Source organism: Thermopirellula anaerolimosa, assembly GCF_054657335.1.
Genome location: NZ_BAAHYX010000004.1, coordinates 317,337 through 332,537, shown reverse-complemented (window position 1 = coordinate 332,537; position 15,201 = coordinate 317,337). Strand labels below are relative to the sequence as shown.

12 protein-coding genes are annotated in these 15,201 nt (G+C 60.2%); 6 read left to right on the top strand and 6 right to left on the bottom strand.

All coding sequences use genetic code 11. From position 1 onward, the window contains the following. Positions 1-26: 26 nt before the first annotated feature. Positions 27-1,025: an ABC transporter ATP-binding protein gene (locus tag ACYQ6J_RS01900; RefSeq protein ID WP_460182500.1), complete on the top strand. Its 999-nt coding sequence runs from the start codon at positions 27-29 to the stop codon at positions 1,023-1,025. Positions 1,026-1,089: 64 nt separating this feature from the next. On the opposite strand, the gene ACYQ6J_RS01895 is transcribed toward ACYQ6J_RS01900, so the two are convergent. After that, positions 1,090-1,881 (bottom strand): HpcH/HpaI aldolase family protein, encoded by a 792-nt coding sequence (locus tag ACYQ6J_RS01895; protein ID WP_460182499.1) that lies wholly within the window; start codon positions 1,879-1,881, stop codon positions 1,090-1,092. 205 nt (positions 1,882-2,086) lie between these two features. On the opposite strand from ACYQ6J_RS01895, the gene ACYQ6J_RS01890 reads away from it, so the two are divergent. Further along, positions 2,087-2,473, top strand: coding sequence for a Rieske (2Fe-2S) protein (locus ACYQ6J_RS01890; protein ID WP_460182498.1), 387 nt, complete (start codon positions 2,087-2,089; stop codon positions 2,471-2,473). A 48-nt stretch (positions 2,474-2,521) separates the two neighbouring features. Here the strand turns inward: ACYQ6J_RS01890 and ACYQ6J_RS01885 are convergent, their stop codons facing one another. Beyond that, complete coding sequence (locus ACYQ6J_RS01885; RefSeq protein WP_460182497.1) at positions 2,522-3,208, bottom strand: metal-dependent hydrolase; 687 nt, start codon at positions 3,206-3,208, stop codon at positions 2,522-2,524. A gap of 180 nt (positions 3,209-3,388) precedes the next feature. Then, positions 3,389-4,810, bottom strand: coding sequence for a glucose-6-phosphate isomerase (locus tag ACYQ6J_RS01880; RefSeq protein ID WP_460182496.1), 1,422 nt, complete (start codon positions 4,808-4,810; stop codon positions 3,389-3,391). Positions 4,811-5,114: 304 nt separating this feature from the next. Between ACYQ6J_RS01880 and ACYQ6J_RS01875 the strand changes: the two genes are divergently transcribed. Next, positions 5,115-6,605, top strand: coding sequence for a sulfatase family protein (locus tag ACYQ6J_RS01875; RefSeq protein ID WP_460182495.1), 1,491 nt, complete (start codon positions 5,115-5,117; stop codon positions 6,603-6,605). A gap of 21 nt (positions 6,606-6,626) precedes the next feature. Here ACYQ6J_RS01875 and ACYQ6J_RS01870 read toward each other — a convergent pair whose 3' ends face one another. From ACYQ6J_RS01870 to ACYQ6J_RS01860, 3 genes are all read right to left on the bottom strand, one after another. Beyond that, entirely contained in the window at positions 6,627-7,082 is a 456-nt protein-coding gene (locus ACYQ6J_RS01870; RefSeq protein ID WP_460182494.1) for a peroxiredoxin, read from the bottom strand. Positions 7,083-7,338: 256 nt separating this feature from the next. Beyond that, on the bottom strand, positions 7,339-9,729 hold the full coding sequence (locus tag ACYQ6J_RS01865; RefSeq protein WP_460182493.1) for a DEAD/DEAH box helicase: 2,391 nt from the start codon (positions 9,727-9,729) through the stop codon (positions 7,339-7,341). Between the two features lie 396 nt (positions 9,730-10,125). After that, the gene (locus ACYQ6J_RS01860; protein ID WP_460182492.1) at positions 10,126-11,208 is read right to left on the bottom strand and encodes an Sb-PDE family phosphodiesterase; all 1,083 of its coding nucleotides are present in this window, start codon (positions 11,206-11,208) and stop codon (positions 10,126-10,128) included. Positions 11,209-11,476: 268 nt separating this feature from the next. Between ACYQ6J_RS01860 and ACYQ6J_RS01855 the strand changes: the two genes are divergently transcribed. The 3 genes from ACYQ6J_RS01855 to ACYQ6J_RS01845 all read left to right on the top strand — a co-directional run bounded on the left by ACYQ6J_RS01855 (position 11,477) and on the right by ACYQ6J_RS01845 (position 15,173). Further along, a complete protein-coding gene (locus ACYQ6J_RS01855; RefSeq protein ID WP_460182491.1) occupies positions 11,477-12,466 on the top strand; it encodes a substrate-binding domain-containing protein in 990 nt (329 codons plus the stop codon). Between the two features lie 71 nt (positions 12,467-12,537). Continuing rightward, a complete protein-coding gene (locus ACYQ6J_RS01850) occupies positions 12,538-14,067 on the top strand; it encodes a sugar ABC transporter ATP-binding protein (RefSeq protein WP_460182490.1) in 1,530 nt (509 codons plus the stop codon). Continuing rightward, positions 14,064-15,173, top strand: coding sequence for an ABC transporter permease (locus tag ACYQ6J_RS01845; RefSeq protein WP_460182489.1), 1,110 nt, complete (start codon positions 14,064-14,066; stop codon positions 15,171-15,173). The genes ACYQ6J_RS01850 and ACYQ6J_RS01845 overlap by 4 nt, the downstream gene beginning before the upstream one ends. The last annotated feature ends 28 nt before the right edge of the window (positions 15,174-15,201 follow it).

Sequence of the window (15,201 nt, the reverse complement as noted above, 5' to 3'; positions counted from 1 at the left end):
TTCTCGAAAGACAGGTCTTACCTTAAATGATTCCTTCGCACGCTCAGTCGGCGGTTGCCCCTCCCGGTCGCCGCGACGAGGAAAACATCAAACCGGTGGTCGTCAAGACGGTCGATTTGACCAAGATCTACGGCGAGAAGCGGGCCGTCGACCGATTGACCCTGGAGCTTCGCCGGGGAGATCTCTTCGGTTTCATCGGTCCCAACGGGTCGGGCAAGACGACGACCATGCGGATGTTGGCCACGTTGCTGCAACCGACATGGGGCGAGGCCTACGTCTGCGATCGCTCCATCTACACGCAGCCCAAGGAAATTCGCCGCCTGATCGGCTACATGCCGGACTTCTTCGGCGTGTACGACGACATGAAGGTCATCGAGTATCTGGAGTTCTTCGCGTCCGCTTATCGGATTCACGGACCGCGGCGGCGGAAGGTTTGTGAAGAGATGCTCGAATTGGTGGACCTGTCCTACAAGCGCGACGCCTTCGTCACCAGTCTTTCGCGCGGCATGACCCAAAGGCTGGGGCTGGCTCGTGTGTTGTTGCACGATCCGCAGGTGTTGATTCTGGATGAACCGGCGAGCGGCTTGGATCCCCGCGCACGGATCGAGATTCGCGCCCTTCTCAAACGACTGCGCGAGATGGGCAAGACCATCATGGTCTCCAGCCATATCCTGCCGGAGTTGGCGGACATTTGCAACAAGGTCGGTATGATCGAGTTGGGCAAACTGGTGGTTTGCGCGGATGTTCAGGAAGTGCTGCGCCGGGTGCGAGAAAAGATCGTCCTTTGGATCGGCGTACGTGACGACGTGGACGGGGCCGCGCGCCTCCTGGACGGGTACCCCGCCATCGAATCGCTAGGCGTGGCGGACGGACGATTGCGGGTAGTGTTGAAGTCCAACGACGTCGATTACAGCGAACTGGCGGGCATCTTGGTGCAAGCCGGATTTCGACTGACGTTATTCCGTGAGGAGGAGATCAATCTCGAGACGGCGTTCATGGTGTTGACGCGGGGAATCACCGCCTGAGTCTGCCGCGGCAAGCGGCTCTGGCCGACAGTGTTTGTCGGCGTACGATAATTGCCCTCTTCGCCTAGGAAGCAGGGTTGTGAATCCCACGGTCCTGGGTCAGGATGCGTAACCTGCGGTCGGCTTCGGCCTCCAGCATTGCCAGATCGCTGGCCACCGCGATGAAGGTCATGCCCTGATCCGCGTAGTGCCTCGCCTCTTCAGCATCGGCGGCGTGAATGCCGGCGGCGCACCCGGCCTTTCGTGCCGCGTCGATCACCCGTCGTATCGCCGCGTCGAAGTCTTCTTGCAAGGCGTGGCGCTCCGGTTCGGACAGTCGCAGACGCAAGTCGTTGGGGCCGACGAAGAGTGCGTCGATGCCGGCAACCGCGGCGATGGCGGCGGCGTTTTCTACTGCCTGACGACTTTCGATTTGGGCCGCGATGAAAATCGCATCGTCGGCCTGGTTCAGGTATTCTTGGAAAGAGGCGTCGAAGGTCAAAGTTTGCATCCCTCGGCCTGCGCTGCGGTCGCCAAGGGGCGGATACTTGGCAGCCCGGACGGCGGCAGCGGCCTCTTCCGGCGTGTTGACCATTGGAATGATCAAGCCGAAAGCCCCCAAATCCAATGCGCGTTTAATATGGACGGGATCATTCCAGGGTACGCGGACCAGGGGAACCGATCCGGCTTCCGCGATCCAACCCACCAGCGAACCGGCGGTCTTCCAATCGACGGCGGAGTGTTCCAAATCGACGGTCAGCCAGTCGAAAGCACGTTTCGCGAGGGTGCGCGTTACGTATTCGTCGGCCAGCGTCAACCAGGTTCCGAAGGCTGGCTTGCCTTGCAATAGCTTCTTTTTGAGCGGGTTAGCACGCACGGAGTTCTCTCCGTTTTTCTGCGACTGATTTTTCAATAGAATTCCGAGAAGGGGGCGAACCGAATCCAAGTCCGGGAAACCGGTAGGGCGGATTCTCGGCGATTGCTCGGCGACGATGATCGGCGCGACCAAGCGACGGGATCAAGAAGGACGGTGATACGGTCGCCCAAGCGGTGCCCTGTTGCCAAGGCTCATGGTGGACGAAATGGAATCACATAGCAAGTCCGGCACACGTTTTATTACGATCGCACGCCTGGATGATCTGCCCGAGGGCGGAAGCCTCCTCGTGCAAAAGGACGGCCATGATATCGCCCTATTTCATTTTCGAGGCGAGGTTTACGCCATGAGCGACCTGTGTCCTCATATGGGCGATTCGCTCAGCGCTGGCCAGTTGTGGGAGGGAACGATCATTTGCCCCCGTCACATGTGGGCCTTTCGCTTGAAAGACGGTTCTTGCGAGGACGTGCCGAATCTACGTGCCTCCTTATACGAGGTTCGCGTTGTGGACGGCGAAATCCAGGTCGCTCTGCCGTCCGAACCGCCGCTTTCCGCCGAACCGGGAGACTGCGGCGATTGCCACCGCGACCGGTAAAGGCGGCAGATAGGCGTGTCGTTGCCGGCGACGCTGATCCCGCGGGGATTACTCCAGCGTGATGCTTTCGCCAGGTTCCAGCACGATGGGTTCCGCGAGGCCCTCTCGGCGGACTCTATCCGCCCAGGCATGCGGATCTTGCGCAATAAGGGGCCAGGTATTCGCGTGCACCGGCACGACTCGCCGCGGTCGCAGCAGGCGGACCGCCTCGAGGGCATCGTCCGGTCCCATCGTGAAGTTGTCGCCGATGGGAAGAGCGGCCAAGGCGATACCGCGGTTTCCGATCAGTTGCATGTCCAAGAATAGGCCCGTGTCGCAGGCAAAATAGACATTGCCTTCCGGCAGCGTCACAAGATAGCCGCAAGGTTGCCCGCCGTTCGCACCGTCGGGAAGCATCGACGTGTGTTGGGCGATCGTTTGGTAGACGCGCCCGAAAGAAAAGTCGTAGCCGCCGCCGACGTTCATGGCGTGCGTCTTGGCCACTCCCTTGGCTTCCAACCACTGACAGATTTCAAAATTGGCGACGACCGTGGCCTGCGTTCGCTTAGCGATTTTTTCCACGTCGGCGACATGATCAAAATGCCCGTGGGAGACAAGGATAAAGTCGGCCGGAACGTCGCTCGATTTTACGGGCGATACGGGCGAGTCGTCGAGAAAGGGATCGAGAAGGATGTGCGTCGTTCCGGTGCGGATCAGCCAAGTGCCGTGTCCCAGCCAGCGCAGTTCCGAAGCCATGATTTCCTCCTCTGCAAACGGACGCCGTTGCCAAATCCTTCACGAATCGTCGCTCTCTTGGGGGCGGCGAAATGCGAATCGAAAATCCATCATGGAATCCTATAGCACGGGGCAACCTTCCGATCGGCAGTCTGTTCGGTCGCACGGCGTTGTCGGCGCGGCGGTGACGACCTCCCGATCTCAGGCGTCGTTTTTCTGGAGGTAGGCACGCATGCAGCGCTTGTAGGCCTCGACGCCCGGTTGGCCGTAAGGATTGATGCCGATCAATCGTCCCTCGACCGCAGTGGCAAGCATGAGCATCTGGAATAGTTCTCCGATGGCCCGCTCGTCCAAACGCGGCACGACGATCTCGGCGGTTCGCCGGCGATCTTGGGCGTAGGCGTCTTTGGTTCCGAGTCTGGCTGCGGTGAGCACGTCCGAAACCGTCTTGCCCGTAAGCGAGTTCAGCTCATCGTGATCGTGCTCCCATTGCGGCAAGGGCAGGGGGGGGAAGGAGGGGGTCTGGACGTAGAGGTTGGTGAATAACTTGTCGCGACGTCCTTCCTGGTGCTGTTGTCCGCGCGAATGAAGATCCCGTGTATTTACCACGGTCAGCGGCGTCGCACCTTGGCCGTTCTTCCCCAGACTCTCCGAAAGGAGTTGATCGTACCACAGACCGACCGCCTCCAATCGCTTTCCCCATGTGGACAGGACGCGAATGCAGGCTTGGCGTCGCATCTCCATCAGATGACACACCGCCGTGTAGGCCAAGACGGGATTCTCCTCGAAGGCATCCCGTCGAAAGGCGGCGTTGGCGGCGGCCGCGCCTTGGAGCAGGCCGCGAACGTCTAGACCCAAGATGGCCGCCGGAAGCAGGCCGACGGCAGTCAGAACGGAGAATCTGCCTCCCACGTCCTCGGGAAACTCGAAAAGTTGATCGCGCGGGACGCCGAGTGCTTGGCACAAACGCCAGAGGCGACTGCCTTGCTGGCTGACTGCCGCGATTCGTTCGGCGAACCGATCGCCGGCGGCGGACCGCAGGGCGTCCACGAATACCCGAAAGGCGACGGCGGTTTCCAGCGTGGAACCGCTCTTGCTAATCACCAGGATTCCCCAATCGGATCCGCCTTCTTCCAGCAATTGAAGCAGGCTGCGCATGCCGTCGCTATCGACGTTGTTGCCCTCAAAGTAGATCCGCGGTCGCCCGTTGCGTTTGTCGCGCGAAAGTTCGTTATGGTAGGGGTGGCAGCACGCCTCGAACATGGCCCGGGCGCCCATGTAGGAACCGCCGATCCCCAGCACGACGATGCGATCCATTTTGGACGCGAAGCGGTCCGCCGTCGCGATCCATTGTTCGACGAGTCGGCTTTCGGAACCGAGCAGACGTTCCGGGAGATCGACGAATCGGGAATCGAGCGGGTCCTTTTCCGGCGGCACGGGCCTGCCCTGAACCTTCGTCTCGACGTCGGCCAGGACTTCGTCTCGGCATGAGAGGAGACGCGGCCAAATCCATCGGACGTCGTCGGGTAATAGGCCGGTTTCTTTGTCCCAAGTTCCCGCCGCGGTGGAACCGAGGATTACGCCCGATGCGTCATAACGAATTACCGAGTTTCCCTCTGCCATGATTTTCACTCCCAAGCGTCTGCGTGGATCCGCACGGTCGAGTGTGGAAGGTCGAGCATGGGCCATGCCGTCAACGCCCGACGGAATTACGACCCCGTCGTGCCAAGGTCATGCAAAAAGTCTAAGATAACGCATGCGGTTTCCGCGGTCGAGGCGGCGGATGCCCTGGGAGAGGGGGCCGGATGGACCGATCGACCCCTTGCGGAAGAGTGTTGTATTCCGTGCCAATCCACCCCGAGCGGCACGCAACGGTTGATTGCAGTGCGGTCCCGTGAGTCCGAAATCAATATGAGGAGGCCATGCCATGTTTTCGATGGTCGCTAGCTGCAACTCCCAAGCGGTGCGGCGATTGGGGTTGCGCTTTATCGCGGGCTTTGCCGTGCTTGGCGCGGCGGTCGGTGCGGTGGAATCGGCGGCGGGAGAGGCTCGCCCTAATATCGTCTTGATTCTTGCCGAGGACATCGGCCCCGATGTGGGATGTTACGGCGTCGAATACGTCGATACGCCCAATTTGAATCGCTTGGCCGCTGAGGGGATTCTGTACCGAAATGCCCATACCACGGCGCCCGTCTGTTCCACTTCTCGGAGCGCCATGATGACCGGGATGTACCAAAATGCGATCGGCTCGCAGCAGCATCGCACGGTTGATAAGAAGCCTTTGCCCTCGCCCGTCACGCCTTTTCCCATTTTGCTGCAACAAGCGGGCTATTTCACCGCCTTGATGAAGAGCAACAAGCTGGACCTCAATTTCGAGCATGATCCGGCGGAGTTGTTTCCGGGCAAGGATTGGTCGGAAGCGGGGGAGCGACCGTTTTTCGTGCAGATAACTCTGGCCAACACGCATCGCCCTTGGCATCATTACCCGGATCGACCCGTGGACCCTGAAAAAGTGACGGTGCCGCCCTATTATCCCGACACTCCGCTAGTCCGACGCGACATCGCCAACGGACTGGAGGAAATTCAGCGGATGGACGATTCGGTGGGGGAGATCCTGGATCGCTTGCGTCGGGAAGGGTTGCTCGACGGGACGCTCGTCATATTCCTGGGCGACAACGGTCGGTGCGAGGTGCGCGGCAAGCAATTCTTGTATCAACAGGGTACCCACGTGCCCTTGATTATGCGTTGGCCGGGAAGGATTCCGCCGGGAAAGGTGAGTGACGAACTGGTGAGCGCGATCGACGTTACGGCTACCATCACGGCGGTCGCCGGCGTGGGCGTCCCGTCCTGGATGCAAGGGCGCGACCTCTTGAATCCCCAGCACAAGCCGCGCGAATTCGTCTTCACGGCGCGCGACAAGATGGACGACACCCATGACGCGATGAGAGCCTGCCAAGACGCGAGGTTCAAATACATCCTGAACCTCATGCCGGAGCGGGCTTACTGCCAATACAACGAATACAAGGAAAAGCAGTATCCCATTCTGGCTTTGCTGAATGTGATGCACTTGGAGGGAAAGCTATCGCCTGTGCAGGATGCGTTCATGCAGCCGACCAAGCCGGAAGAGGAATTGTACGACCTGCAAGAGGATCCTTACGAGACTCGGAACTTGGCGGGCGATCCTCGCTACGCCGATGTGCTGCGGCGGATGCGCGAGGCGTTGGCCGAATGGCGTCGGGGGATCGGTGACACCGGAGTGAGCGAAGAGTTTCGCAAGGGCGGGTGGCCTGCCGATTATCCGGCCAAGAGCTTGGAGGATTGGCGGGAAAAGCTCCGCGAATGGGAATCCATCCTTTTGCGCGACGGCGGCGGACCGATCGCGCCGCAACCCAAGAAGCAGTCGAATCGAGCGGAATGACCGGCTTGACGAATCGGACCTTCAGCCCGATGCCCGGCGAATCACCTGCATGGCCCGTTTGACGTGCGCCGCTGCGAACATATCCGCGTAGAACACCATGGCCACCGTGCCCTCCGGGTCGATCACGAAGGTCGCCCGACGCGGCAGGATTCCGAGCAGTTTCCGCACGCCGAAAAGACGACTCAACGAACCGTCGTCCGTCAACAGCGGGAAGGTTAATCGGTGTTTCTCCGCGAAACGAGCGTGGCTCTCCGGGGGATCCGCGCTGACACCCAGCACGACCGCGCCGATCTCCTGGAACTCGTCGTAGGCATCGCGGAAGCTACAGGCCTCTCGGGTGCAAATGGGCGTGTTGTCCTTAGGGTAGAAGAATAGGACCACCCAGCGGCCTCGGTAGTCGGAAAGCCGCACGTCTTGACCGTTGTGATCGGTAGTCTGGAAGTCCGGAACCTTGTCGCCGACCGACAGTTTGTTCATTGGGTTCGCCGTCCCAATTGTCTTGAAGGTTTGCTTCGGGATCGTCGCCGATGCGGCCACCCATCGAGCGACGTGCGCGGGCACGATTCCGCCGCATTAAGGTGGGGGGAAAGGATTCCTCCCGGGATCAGTTGAGCCAATCACATTCTACGCAGCGAAGGAGCCAAGGGCGCGGATCACGGTACGAGGACAGCGCGTGCCGGTCGCCGGTCGACCGTTCGGCGCAGTCGTTTCCTTTCGCAGCGGTTCCAAGCGTTTAGACGTCGCTCCGGATTTCTTCTCCCTCGATCTGCTCCACGACCTTTTCCGTGCTGGTGGGATCGACGTCGCGACAGGTCGCAGTCAACGCGGAGATAAACCCGTCCAGACGCGCCGCCCATGCGTCCGCGGTCACTTCGGCCGGACAAAGTTGCTTGAATTCACCCAGCAGCAGAATCAACCGCAAGAGGTGGCGAAAGATGATGCCCTCTTGTTTCTGAAGACTCTTGGCCGAGATGTACTTGTGGAATTCGCCGCCGAATTCGAGCAACTCCCCGGCGATCCATACGGGAGTGATGTGCAGGTCCTGGACGTCGGGATAGTCGTGGCGGAAAAGGAGTTCCAACTTTTCGGCCAGAGTGAAGACGCGCGGCGCCTCTTCTTCGAATCCGCGTCGCTGACGTCGTCGCCGCTCTTCCTTGTCGTCCTCGTCTTCGTCGTCCCTCCGTCCGGTCAATTGATCGGGCAACGCCAGTCCCAAATGGAGAAGCAGCGGATCGAGACGCTGAACGGCTAGCGTGCCGGGGGGCAAATCGTCGTAGGACGGGACGCGTACGTAGCTCCGCATGGAACGCGGCAATTCCAATACGCTTTCCACGGCCTGGAGCAATTCCGCATCGTCGGCGATGCCTAATTGGTGGATCAGAAAGGTGCCGTATAACGGATGCACGCTGCGAAACATCGTTAAATGTGCCAACGTCTCCGTCGGGAAGGCGGCGGTGGGCGAGTATGCGACCGGTGTCGAATCGTCGTTGCCGTTGTCGGCGTCGGCACTTTCCCCTTTTGCGGAAAAATCCCAGGAAGTTCGGTCCGCGTCGATCTTCTTCGGTCGCGGCGGTTCCGCCGCTTCGACCGGCGGAGGCGGTTCCAGACGCACGTAACCCGCTCGCCAAAGGGTGAGCAGCATCCGGTCCAAATACCGCAATTCGGCCTCCCGGTGCGAGCTATCGAGAAGACGCTTATCGATCAATCGGCGAATCGGTTCCACCTCGGGCGACGCTTGCAGCATGTACGCCAAGAGACGCCAGGGCAGGTGGCCGCGGCTTACCAGACGCGCGGGCGGGGAGTTTTTCAGCTTCCAAAACTGGGCCTCATTCCAGTAGGTTTCGTCCGGACGCCGTTGCGGCATCTTGCGTTTCAATTCCTTTTTCATCCGCAAGAGTTGCGGGTCTTTGGCGTCGTCCGGAATCCGGTCGAATTTTTCCTTCCAGCGTGCGATTTTGACGTCGTCCTCGTGGGCCAACACGAAGACATACCCCTGGCTGTCGAACTGGGGTCGACCCGCTCGCCCGAACATTTGATGCGCCGAACTGGCGTCGATCAGTCGCCGTCGGTCGCGCGGTCCCTTGACCAACGACGGCAGCACGACGGAACGAGCGGGAAGATTGATTCCCGCCGCCAAAGTCTCCGTACACACCACTACCGACAAGAGTTTGCGCTGGAACAAGTCCTCCACCAAGCGGCGGTATTTGGGCAAGACTCCGGCGTGGTGGACACCCACTCCTCGCATCAACAACTGCCGCAATTTGGGACCGGCGCCGCGTGACAAATCCTGTTGATCGAGGTATTCCGTCAAGACCGTCTGTTGCGATTTGGTGACCAGTCCTCGCCCTTTGAGTTGTTCCGCGATGGTCCAGCACTCCTCCCGATTGAAGCAGAAGATCAGAGCGGGGCAGAGGCGATCGTCCTCGTCACCCGCCGCCATGGATTCAATCTGTTCGTTCAGCAGGTTGTCGCCCACCCATTGAAACGCCAACGGCACTTTGCGGTCGGTGCTGGTGACCAGTTCCAGATCGCGCCCGTGGGAGGTGCGAAGCCAATAAAGGAAATCGGGGGCGTTACCCACGGTCGCAGATAGCAGCAGCGTGCGGACGTGCGGCGGGAGTAATCCCAGCGTGAATTCCCAAACGATGCCGCGCTCCGGATCGTTAAAACTGTGAAATTCGTCCATCACCACCGAACTGACGTACTGGAAGTCCCAGGCTTCGGGGTGAAGTAGGCGGTTGAAAAGGATTTCCGCGACGACGACGAGGATTTGGGCGTCGGGATTTTCTCGCCGATTGCCCGTGACCAGTCCGACGTCTTGTCGCCGAAAACCCCATCGCTCTGCCGCCTGTTGCATCTCGTAGTACTTTTGCTCCGTGAGCGCGATCAGCGGCGTCGTGTAATAGGCGACGGTATTGGTGTGAAGTGCTTCGAAGAGAGCGGCTTCGGCGATGAGCGTCTTGCCGGTTCCGGTCGGGGCACACACAAGGACGCCTTGGGAACTGGAGAACCAAGCCAGCAGGGCATCCTCTTGCATGGGATAGGGAGGGTAGGGGAGTTGCGCGAAGTATCGCTCCGCGATCTCTTCTCGGCTTGGAATGTCGGCGCTGGATGAACTGCTCACAATACTCCCTGAAATACGCTTGGAGACTCAAAGACCGCTGTACGCCCAGGCGCAAAACCACGGGATAGGCGCAGGGCTGGCACAAATGACCTGCCCGCATTCAATCTCGCCAATATAAGGCCGCGAGTAAAGCCGCGGTAGCGGTCGCTCCGCCGGGTTCCGTGGCGTGCCGCATTGCACGGCAGTTTTCGTTTCCTCGGCTCAGACGCAACTCCACGCAAAAGCCCGCGGCGCACACCTGAGTGGTGCGACGCGGGCGGCAGTGTTCAGGCGTTTTGTTGCCTTTGTTGCGCCCATAGGGCGTCGGCGATGAGCGTCCGAGCGAGACACCGGACCTGTTTCGCGGCAAGGCTCAACGCCGTTGCGCAGGGTCGCGGTCTTGGGCCAAGGAGGCGGTCAGGGAGCGGGGATCGTGTAGCTCACCGACAGACCGGTATCGGGCGCGATCAGGAAGTTGCTGATGGTGTACTCCAATGTAATCGGTTGGGATGCGTCCGGTACGTTGATTCGCACGCCGACAGTGCTCCGTGCCGGCAGAACGACCTGCGTCGGCCCGACGCTGCCTGTCCGATCCAATGTGAGATCCATTTCGGAGAGGTTGCGAACGCGGAGCCAGACGGCGTTTTTCGAACGCAGATGCGGGGGATCGATTTGAATCACGGCTTCGGCCATCGCTTCCAACCATTCGGGACGACCGATCAGCTTGTCTTTCCACCAAACGGCGGTGCGGCCTGCTCGTAGGGCTTCGTGAATCGCGTCAACGCTTCGCTCCGACGCAAACACCAACGTGATGGTGCGATGTTCGGCGGACGTGTTCTTTTGCAACAAGTCCGGCGCGTGGATATCGGAGTTCCCGACCATGGTCAAATTCTTTTCCAAGGCCCAGCGATGTGCCGTGGGATAGTAGGAACTTCCGTTGCAGACTTCCATCGCGTGAAACCATTTGTTTTCGTATAGGGTGGTATGCACGTCGAGCCAACGTCCTCGTTCTTCGCCCTGCCAAGCTTGGTGGTTCCAAAACACGAAGGCCCCTTGCTCGTTGGCGGCCTTGACGGCATCCAGGAATTCGGCTTGTTCCACGGGGGCGACATCCTTCAGGAAAATTGCGTTGAAGTGGCCGGGCGGGGTATCTCGCGTGATTTCGGCCCCGCGAATTAGAAGGATCCCAAATTCCCGGGCCTTTCCCGCCGCAATTTCGTACGGCCGATTGTGCTTGGTCGGGACGTCGTCCTTGTGCGGTTGATATTCGATGTGATCCGACAAAGCGATGGCATCCAAACCCGTTCGAAACGCCTCGTCGACGCGGACGGTCGGCCAGACCAAGCCATCCGAGAAGACGGTATGCATGTGGAAATCGCACTTGAGCGTGACGTAGCCCGGGATGTCCGGAAAGGCGATTTCATTGCGGACCTGTGCGGTCGCGAATTGCGGCAGCACAAGCAGGAAACATGTCGTTAGCGATAGCAAGAATCGTCGCATGGTGGGACCTCAATGAAACGGACCGGGGGACTGGAAAACCTGCGGGCGAAAACTGGTGACATTTTTGTTCCGACCGCCCGAAAAGTCAACCACTTCGTTTTTGAGAGCAGCGTTTGAACCGGCGCCGGTCCGCAACACGGCTTTGTTGGGCTCGCCGGATACGCCGCCGTCATGCAAATAGGTTAGGGCGGGGTTAAACTGGAGCGTTACACGAATGCTCTTTCCATCTCATGCGACAAGCCGAGGGCATGCCTTAGGAGGAAACCAAATGAAGCGTGCGAAAAAGGTCGCGGCGGTCGTTGTGGCAGTGTCGGTCCTTTGGCCGCTTTTCGGGGGGTGTCGGCGACAAAGCGATAAGCTCGTCATCGCCGTGATACCCAAGAGCACGGGAGCGGAGTTCTGGGAAACCGTCAAAGAGGGCGCGGAGGATGCGGCCAAGGCCTTGAACGTGGAAATGAAGTGGGAAGGGCCGTTGACCGAGACCGAGTTGGCCGAGCAGAACAAGATCATCGAGAACATGATCAGTCTGCAAGTGGACGGTATTGCTTTGGCGCCGCTCAACCGTGCGGCCCAACGGCGGACCGTGGAAAACGCCGTTCAAGCGGGAATCCCGGTGGTGATCTTCGACTCGGAGATCGACGGCAACGCGCACACGAGTTTTGTGGCGACGAACAACACCCAAGGCGGCGTTCTAGCCGCCCGGCACATGGCGGAATTGCTCGGGGACAAGAAGGGACGTGTGCTCGTATTGCGATTCGTGCAAGGGACGGGCAGCACCGAGGCGCGGGCCGAGGGGTTCATCTCTGCGGCCAAAGAAGCCGGCTTGGAGTTGGCCGGCGATCCCTATCCCGAGGATGCCACGGTGGCCGGTTGCAAGAAGACCGCCGCAAATACATTAGAACAATTCGTCGAGGACGGTGCTTTGAAACTGGACGGCATCTTTGCGTGCAATGACCGCTCCACGTTGGGGATGCTGGCCGCGCTGGAAGACCTGCGAAAAAGCGGCGTCAAAGTCGAAACGCGTTTCATAGGATTCGATTTCACGCCGCGGCTGATCGAGGCCTTGCAAAACGGTGCCGTCGACGCATTGGTGGCTCAGAATCCGAGAAAGATGGGACGGTTGGCCGTGGAAACGTTGGTGGCGCACCTGCGTGGGGAAAAGGTGGAACCGTTCATCGACACGGGCGTTGTCGTGGTGACGAAGGAAAAACTGGCCTCCGACGCAGACGTCCGACGCCTGGTCGGCCTGAAGGAATGACGCCGCGATCGAAAGCGTAGCGCAACTTTCCGCAAGTCGTCGGCAAAGGCAAAGGTCGTGAGGTTTCTTGGATGGCGTTGGCAGGCGATACCCCTCCGCGACTCGTGATGGAAGGCATCGAGAAGCGTTTCGGCGCCACGTCGGCCTTGCGCGGCGTCCGTTTCCAAATTCGGCCCGGCGAGGTTCATGCCTTGGTAGGGGAGAACGGCGCGGGCAAAAGCACCCTCATGAAGGTGCTTTCCGGGGCGTTGAGCGCGGATGCAGGCCGGATGGAACTGGACGGCAGGCCGTACCGCCCGATCAACCCGCTCGATGCGAGACGGCATGGCGTGGCCATGATCTACCAGGAATTGTCCCTGGCGCCGCATCTTACCGTGGCGGAGAACATCTTGCTGGGCGTGGAACCTCACCGCGGCCCATGGTTGTCGCGGAAACGGATGCGGGCGGCGTCCGCGGCGGCACTGCGGCAGCTTGGAGTCGATATCTCGCCGGATGTCGAGGTGCGGCGTTTGTCGCCCGGCGAGCGCCAAATGGTCGAGATTGCCCGGGCGCTGGCCGTGCAAGCGCGAGTCGTGGTATTGGACGAGCCCACGAGCAGTCTATCGGGCAAGGATTCCGAAAAGCTTTTCGCCCTGATTCGACGACTGAAGGCGCAGGGTATATCCATTGTGTATATTTCCCATTTTCTGGAAGAGGTCCAAGAGATTAGCGACCGTTTTACGGTGTTGCGGGACGGCGAGACGGTGGGGGGCGGCGAAACCGCGCGGACACAGCCCCGCGAAATCGCGGCCATGATGGTGGGGAGGGAGGTCGCGGAACTCTACCCTTCCGCCGAACCGCGATTCGGTGAGGAGATTCTAGAGGTCCGAGGACTGGCGGGGCGCAAAAAGCCGCAATCCGCCTCGCTCACGTTGCGGCGGGGCGAAATCCTTGGTATTGCCGGACTCGTCGGTGCGGGAAGAACGGAACTTCTGCGCGCGATTTTCGGTTTGGACGCCGTCAGGTCGGGAAGAATTCGCGTGGGGACGTACCAGGGTCCGGCATCACCCCAACAGCGCTGGCGGCAAGGGATGGGTCTGTTGAGCGAGGATCGTAAGAAGGAGGGGCTGGCGCTGGGGTTATCCATTGCCGACAACCTCACACTTCCCAAGCTCGACGACTTGGGCCCGCCGGGAGTGGTCTTGCCCTCGCGACAGGCCGCTGCTTGTCGCCGTTGGATCGATGCCCTGGCGATCAAGTGCCGTTCGCCGTGGCAGAGCGTTGGTACGCTTTCCGGCGGCACCCAGCAAAAAGTCGCGCTTGCGCGCTTGCTCTATGCGGATGTCGATATCCTGCTCTTGGATGAACCGACGCGAGGCATCGATGTCGGCTCGAAGGCTCAGATCTATCGCATGATCGTCAACGCGGCGCAAGGGGACCATGCGGCGGGCAGACGTGCGAAGGGGATTTTGCTGGTTTCCAGCTATCTGCCGGAATTGCTGGGCGTCTGCCACTCGATCGCGGTTATGTGCCGAGGTGTTTTGGGGCCGCCGCGCCCCGTTTCCGAATGGACGGAGCATCGCCTCATGTTGGCGGCCACGGGACAAGAGGGACCGCTATGAAGAGTTCATCGCGAAATCGAACGTCACCGTCGGCGTTACCGAAGACTTGGGGCAGTCGTGTTCGAGAATGGCGGCAGAGTCCCTGGATTCATTCCTTGGGACGCTTCTTGGCGTTGGCCGTCGTCTTCGGATTCTTTGCGTTCTGGGTGGAAGGCGGCAAGTTCTACTCTCCGCGAAATTTGGAAAACATCTTGCGGCAGAGCGCCGTTTACGCCACCGCGTCGCTGGGCATGACGATGATCATCATCTCGGCCGGCATCGACCTGTCCGTAGGTTCGATGATCGCCTTGACGGTCGTCACCGTGGCCTGGGTCTTGGACCTGCACGTAACCGCGACGACTGCGGCGGGAACGACGAAGACGATTTACCTTGCCGAGCAGTATCCGCTGCTGATCCCATGGCTGGCCCTTTTGTGCGGCGTTTTGGTGAGCGTGTTGGCCGGGTTGTGCAACGGGGCCGCCGTCGTCGGTCTGCGCGTCGTACCCTTCATCGTTACGTTGGGGACGATGGGGATCTTTCGCGGCTTGGCCAAAGGGCTTGCCGACGAAAAGGATATCTATCCGCACAAGGACACGTGGCTCACGCAACTGATGGATCCAACGTTGACCTCGCAGGATCCCACATGGCGCATGTGGATTCTTCCGCCCGGCGTGTGGGTCCTGGTCGTGGCTGCCATCGCTGCCGCCCTGTTTCTTCGTTACACCCGCCCCGGGAGATACATGTACGCCATCGGGTCGAACGAAGAGACCGCCCGGCTGTGCGGTGTTCCCGTGGCCCGCATCAAGATTTTGACGTACACCCTGGCCGGGCTGTTCGCGGGATTGGCGGGCTTGATGCAGTTTTCTTTCATCGGCGGGATCGGTCAACCCACCTCGGCCGTGTCGTACGAACTGTTCATCATTGCGGCCGTCGTGATCGGCGGAGGAAGCTTGATGGGCGGGCAGGGGTCGATCTTGGGCAGCGTGATCGGCGCCTTGATCATCACGATTCTGTACATGGGCGGACAGCAAATGGGTTGGCCCAAGTGGGTCCAAGAGACCGTGATCGGGCTGATCATCATTCTGGCGGTCGTGATTGATCGCTTGCGGCAGAGAGAGGCGACTTGATGTGACAGTTCGGCGATCCGCTGAGACG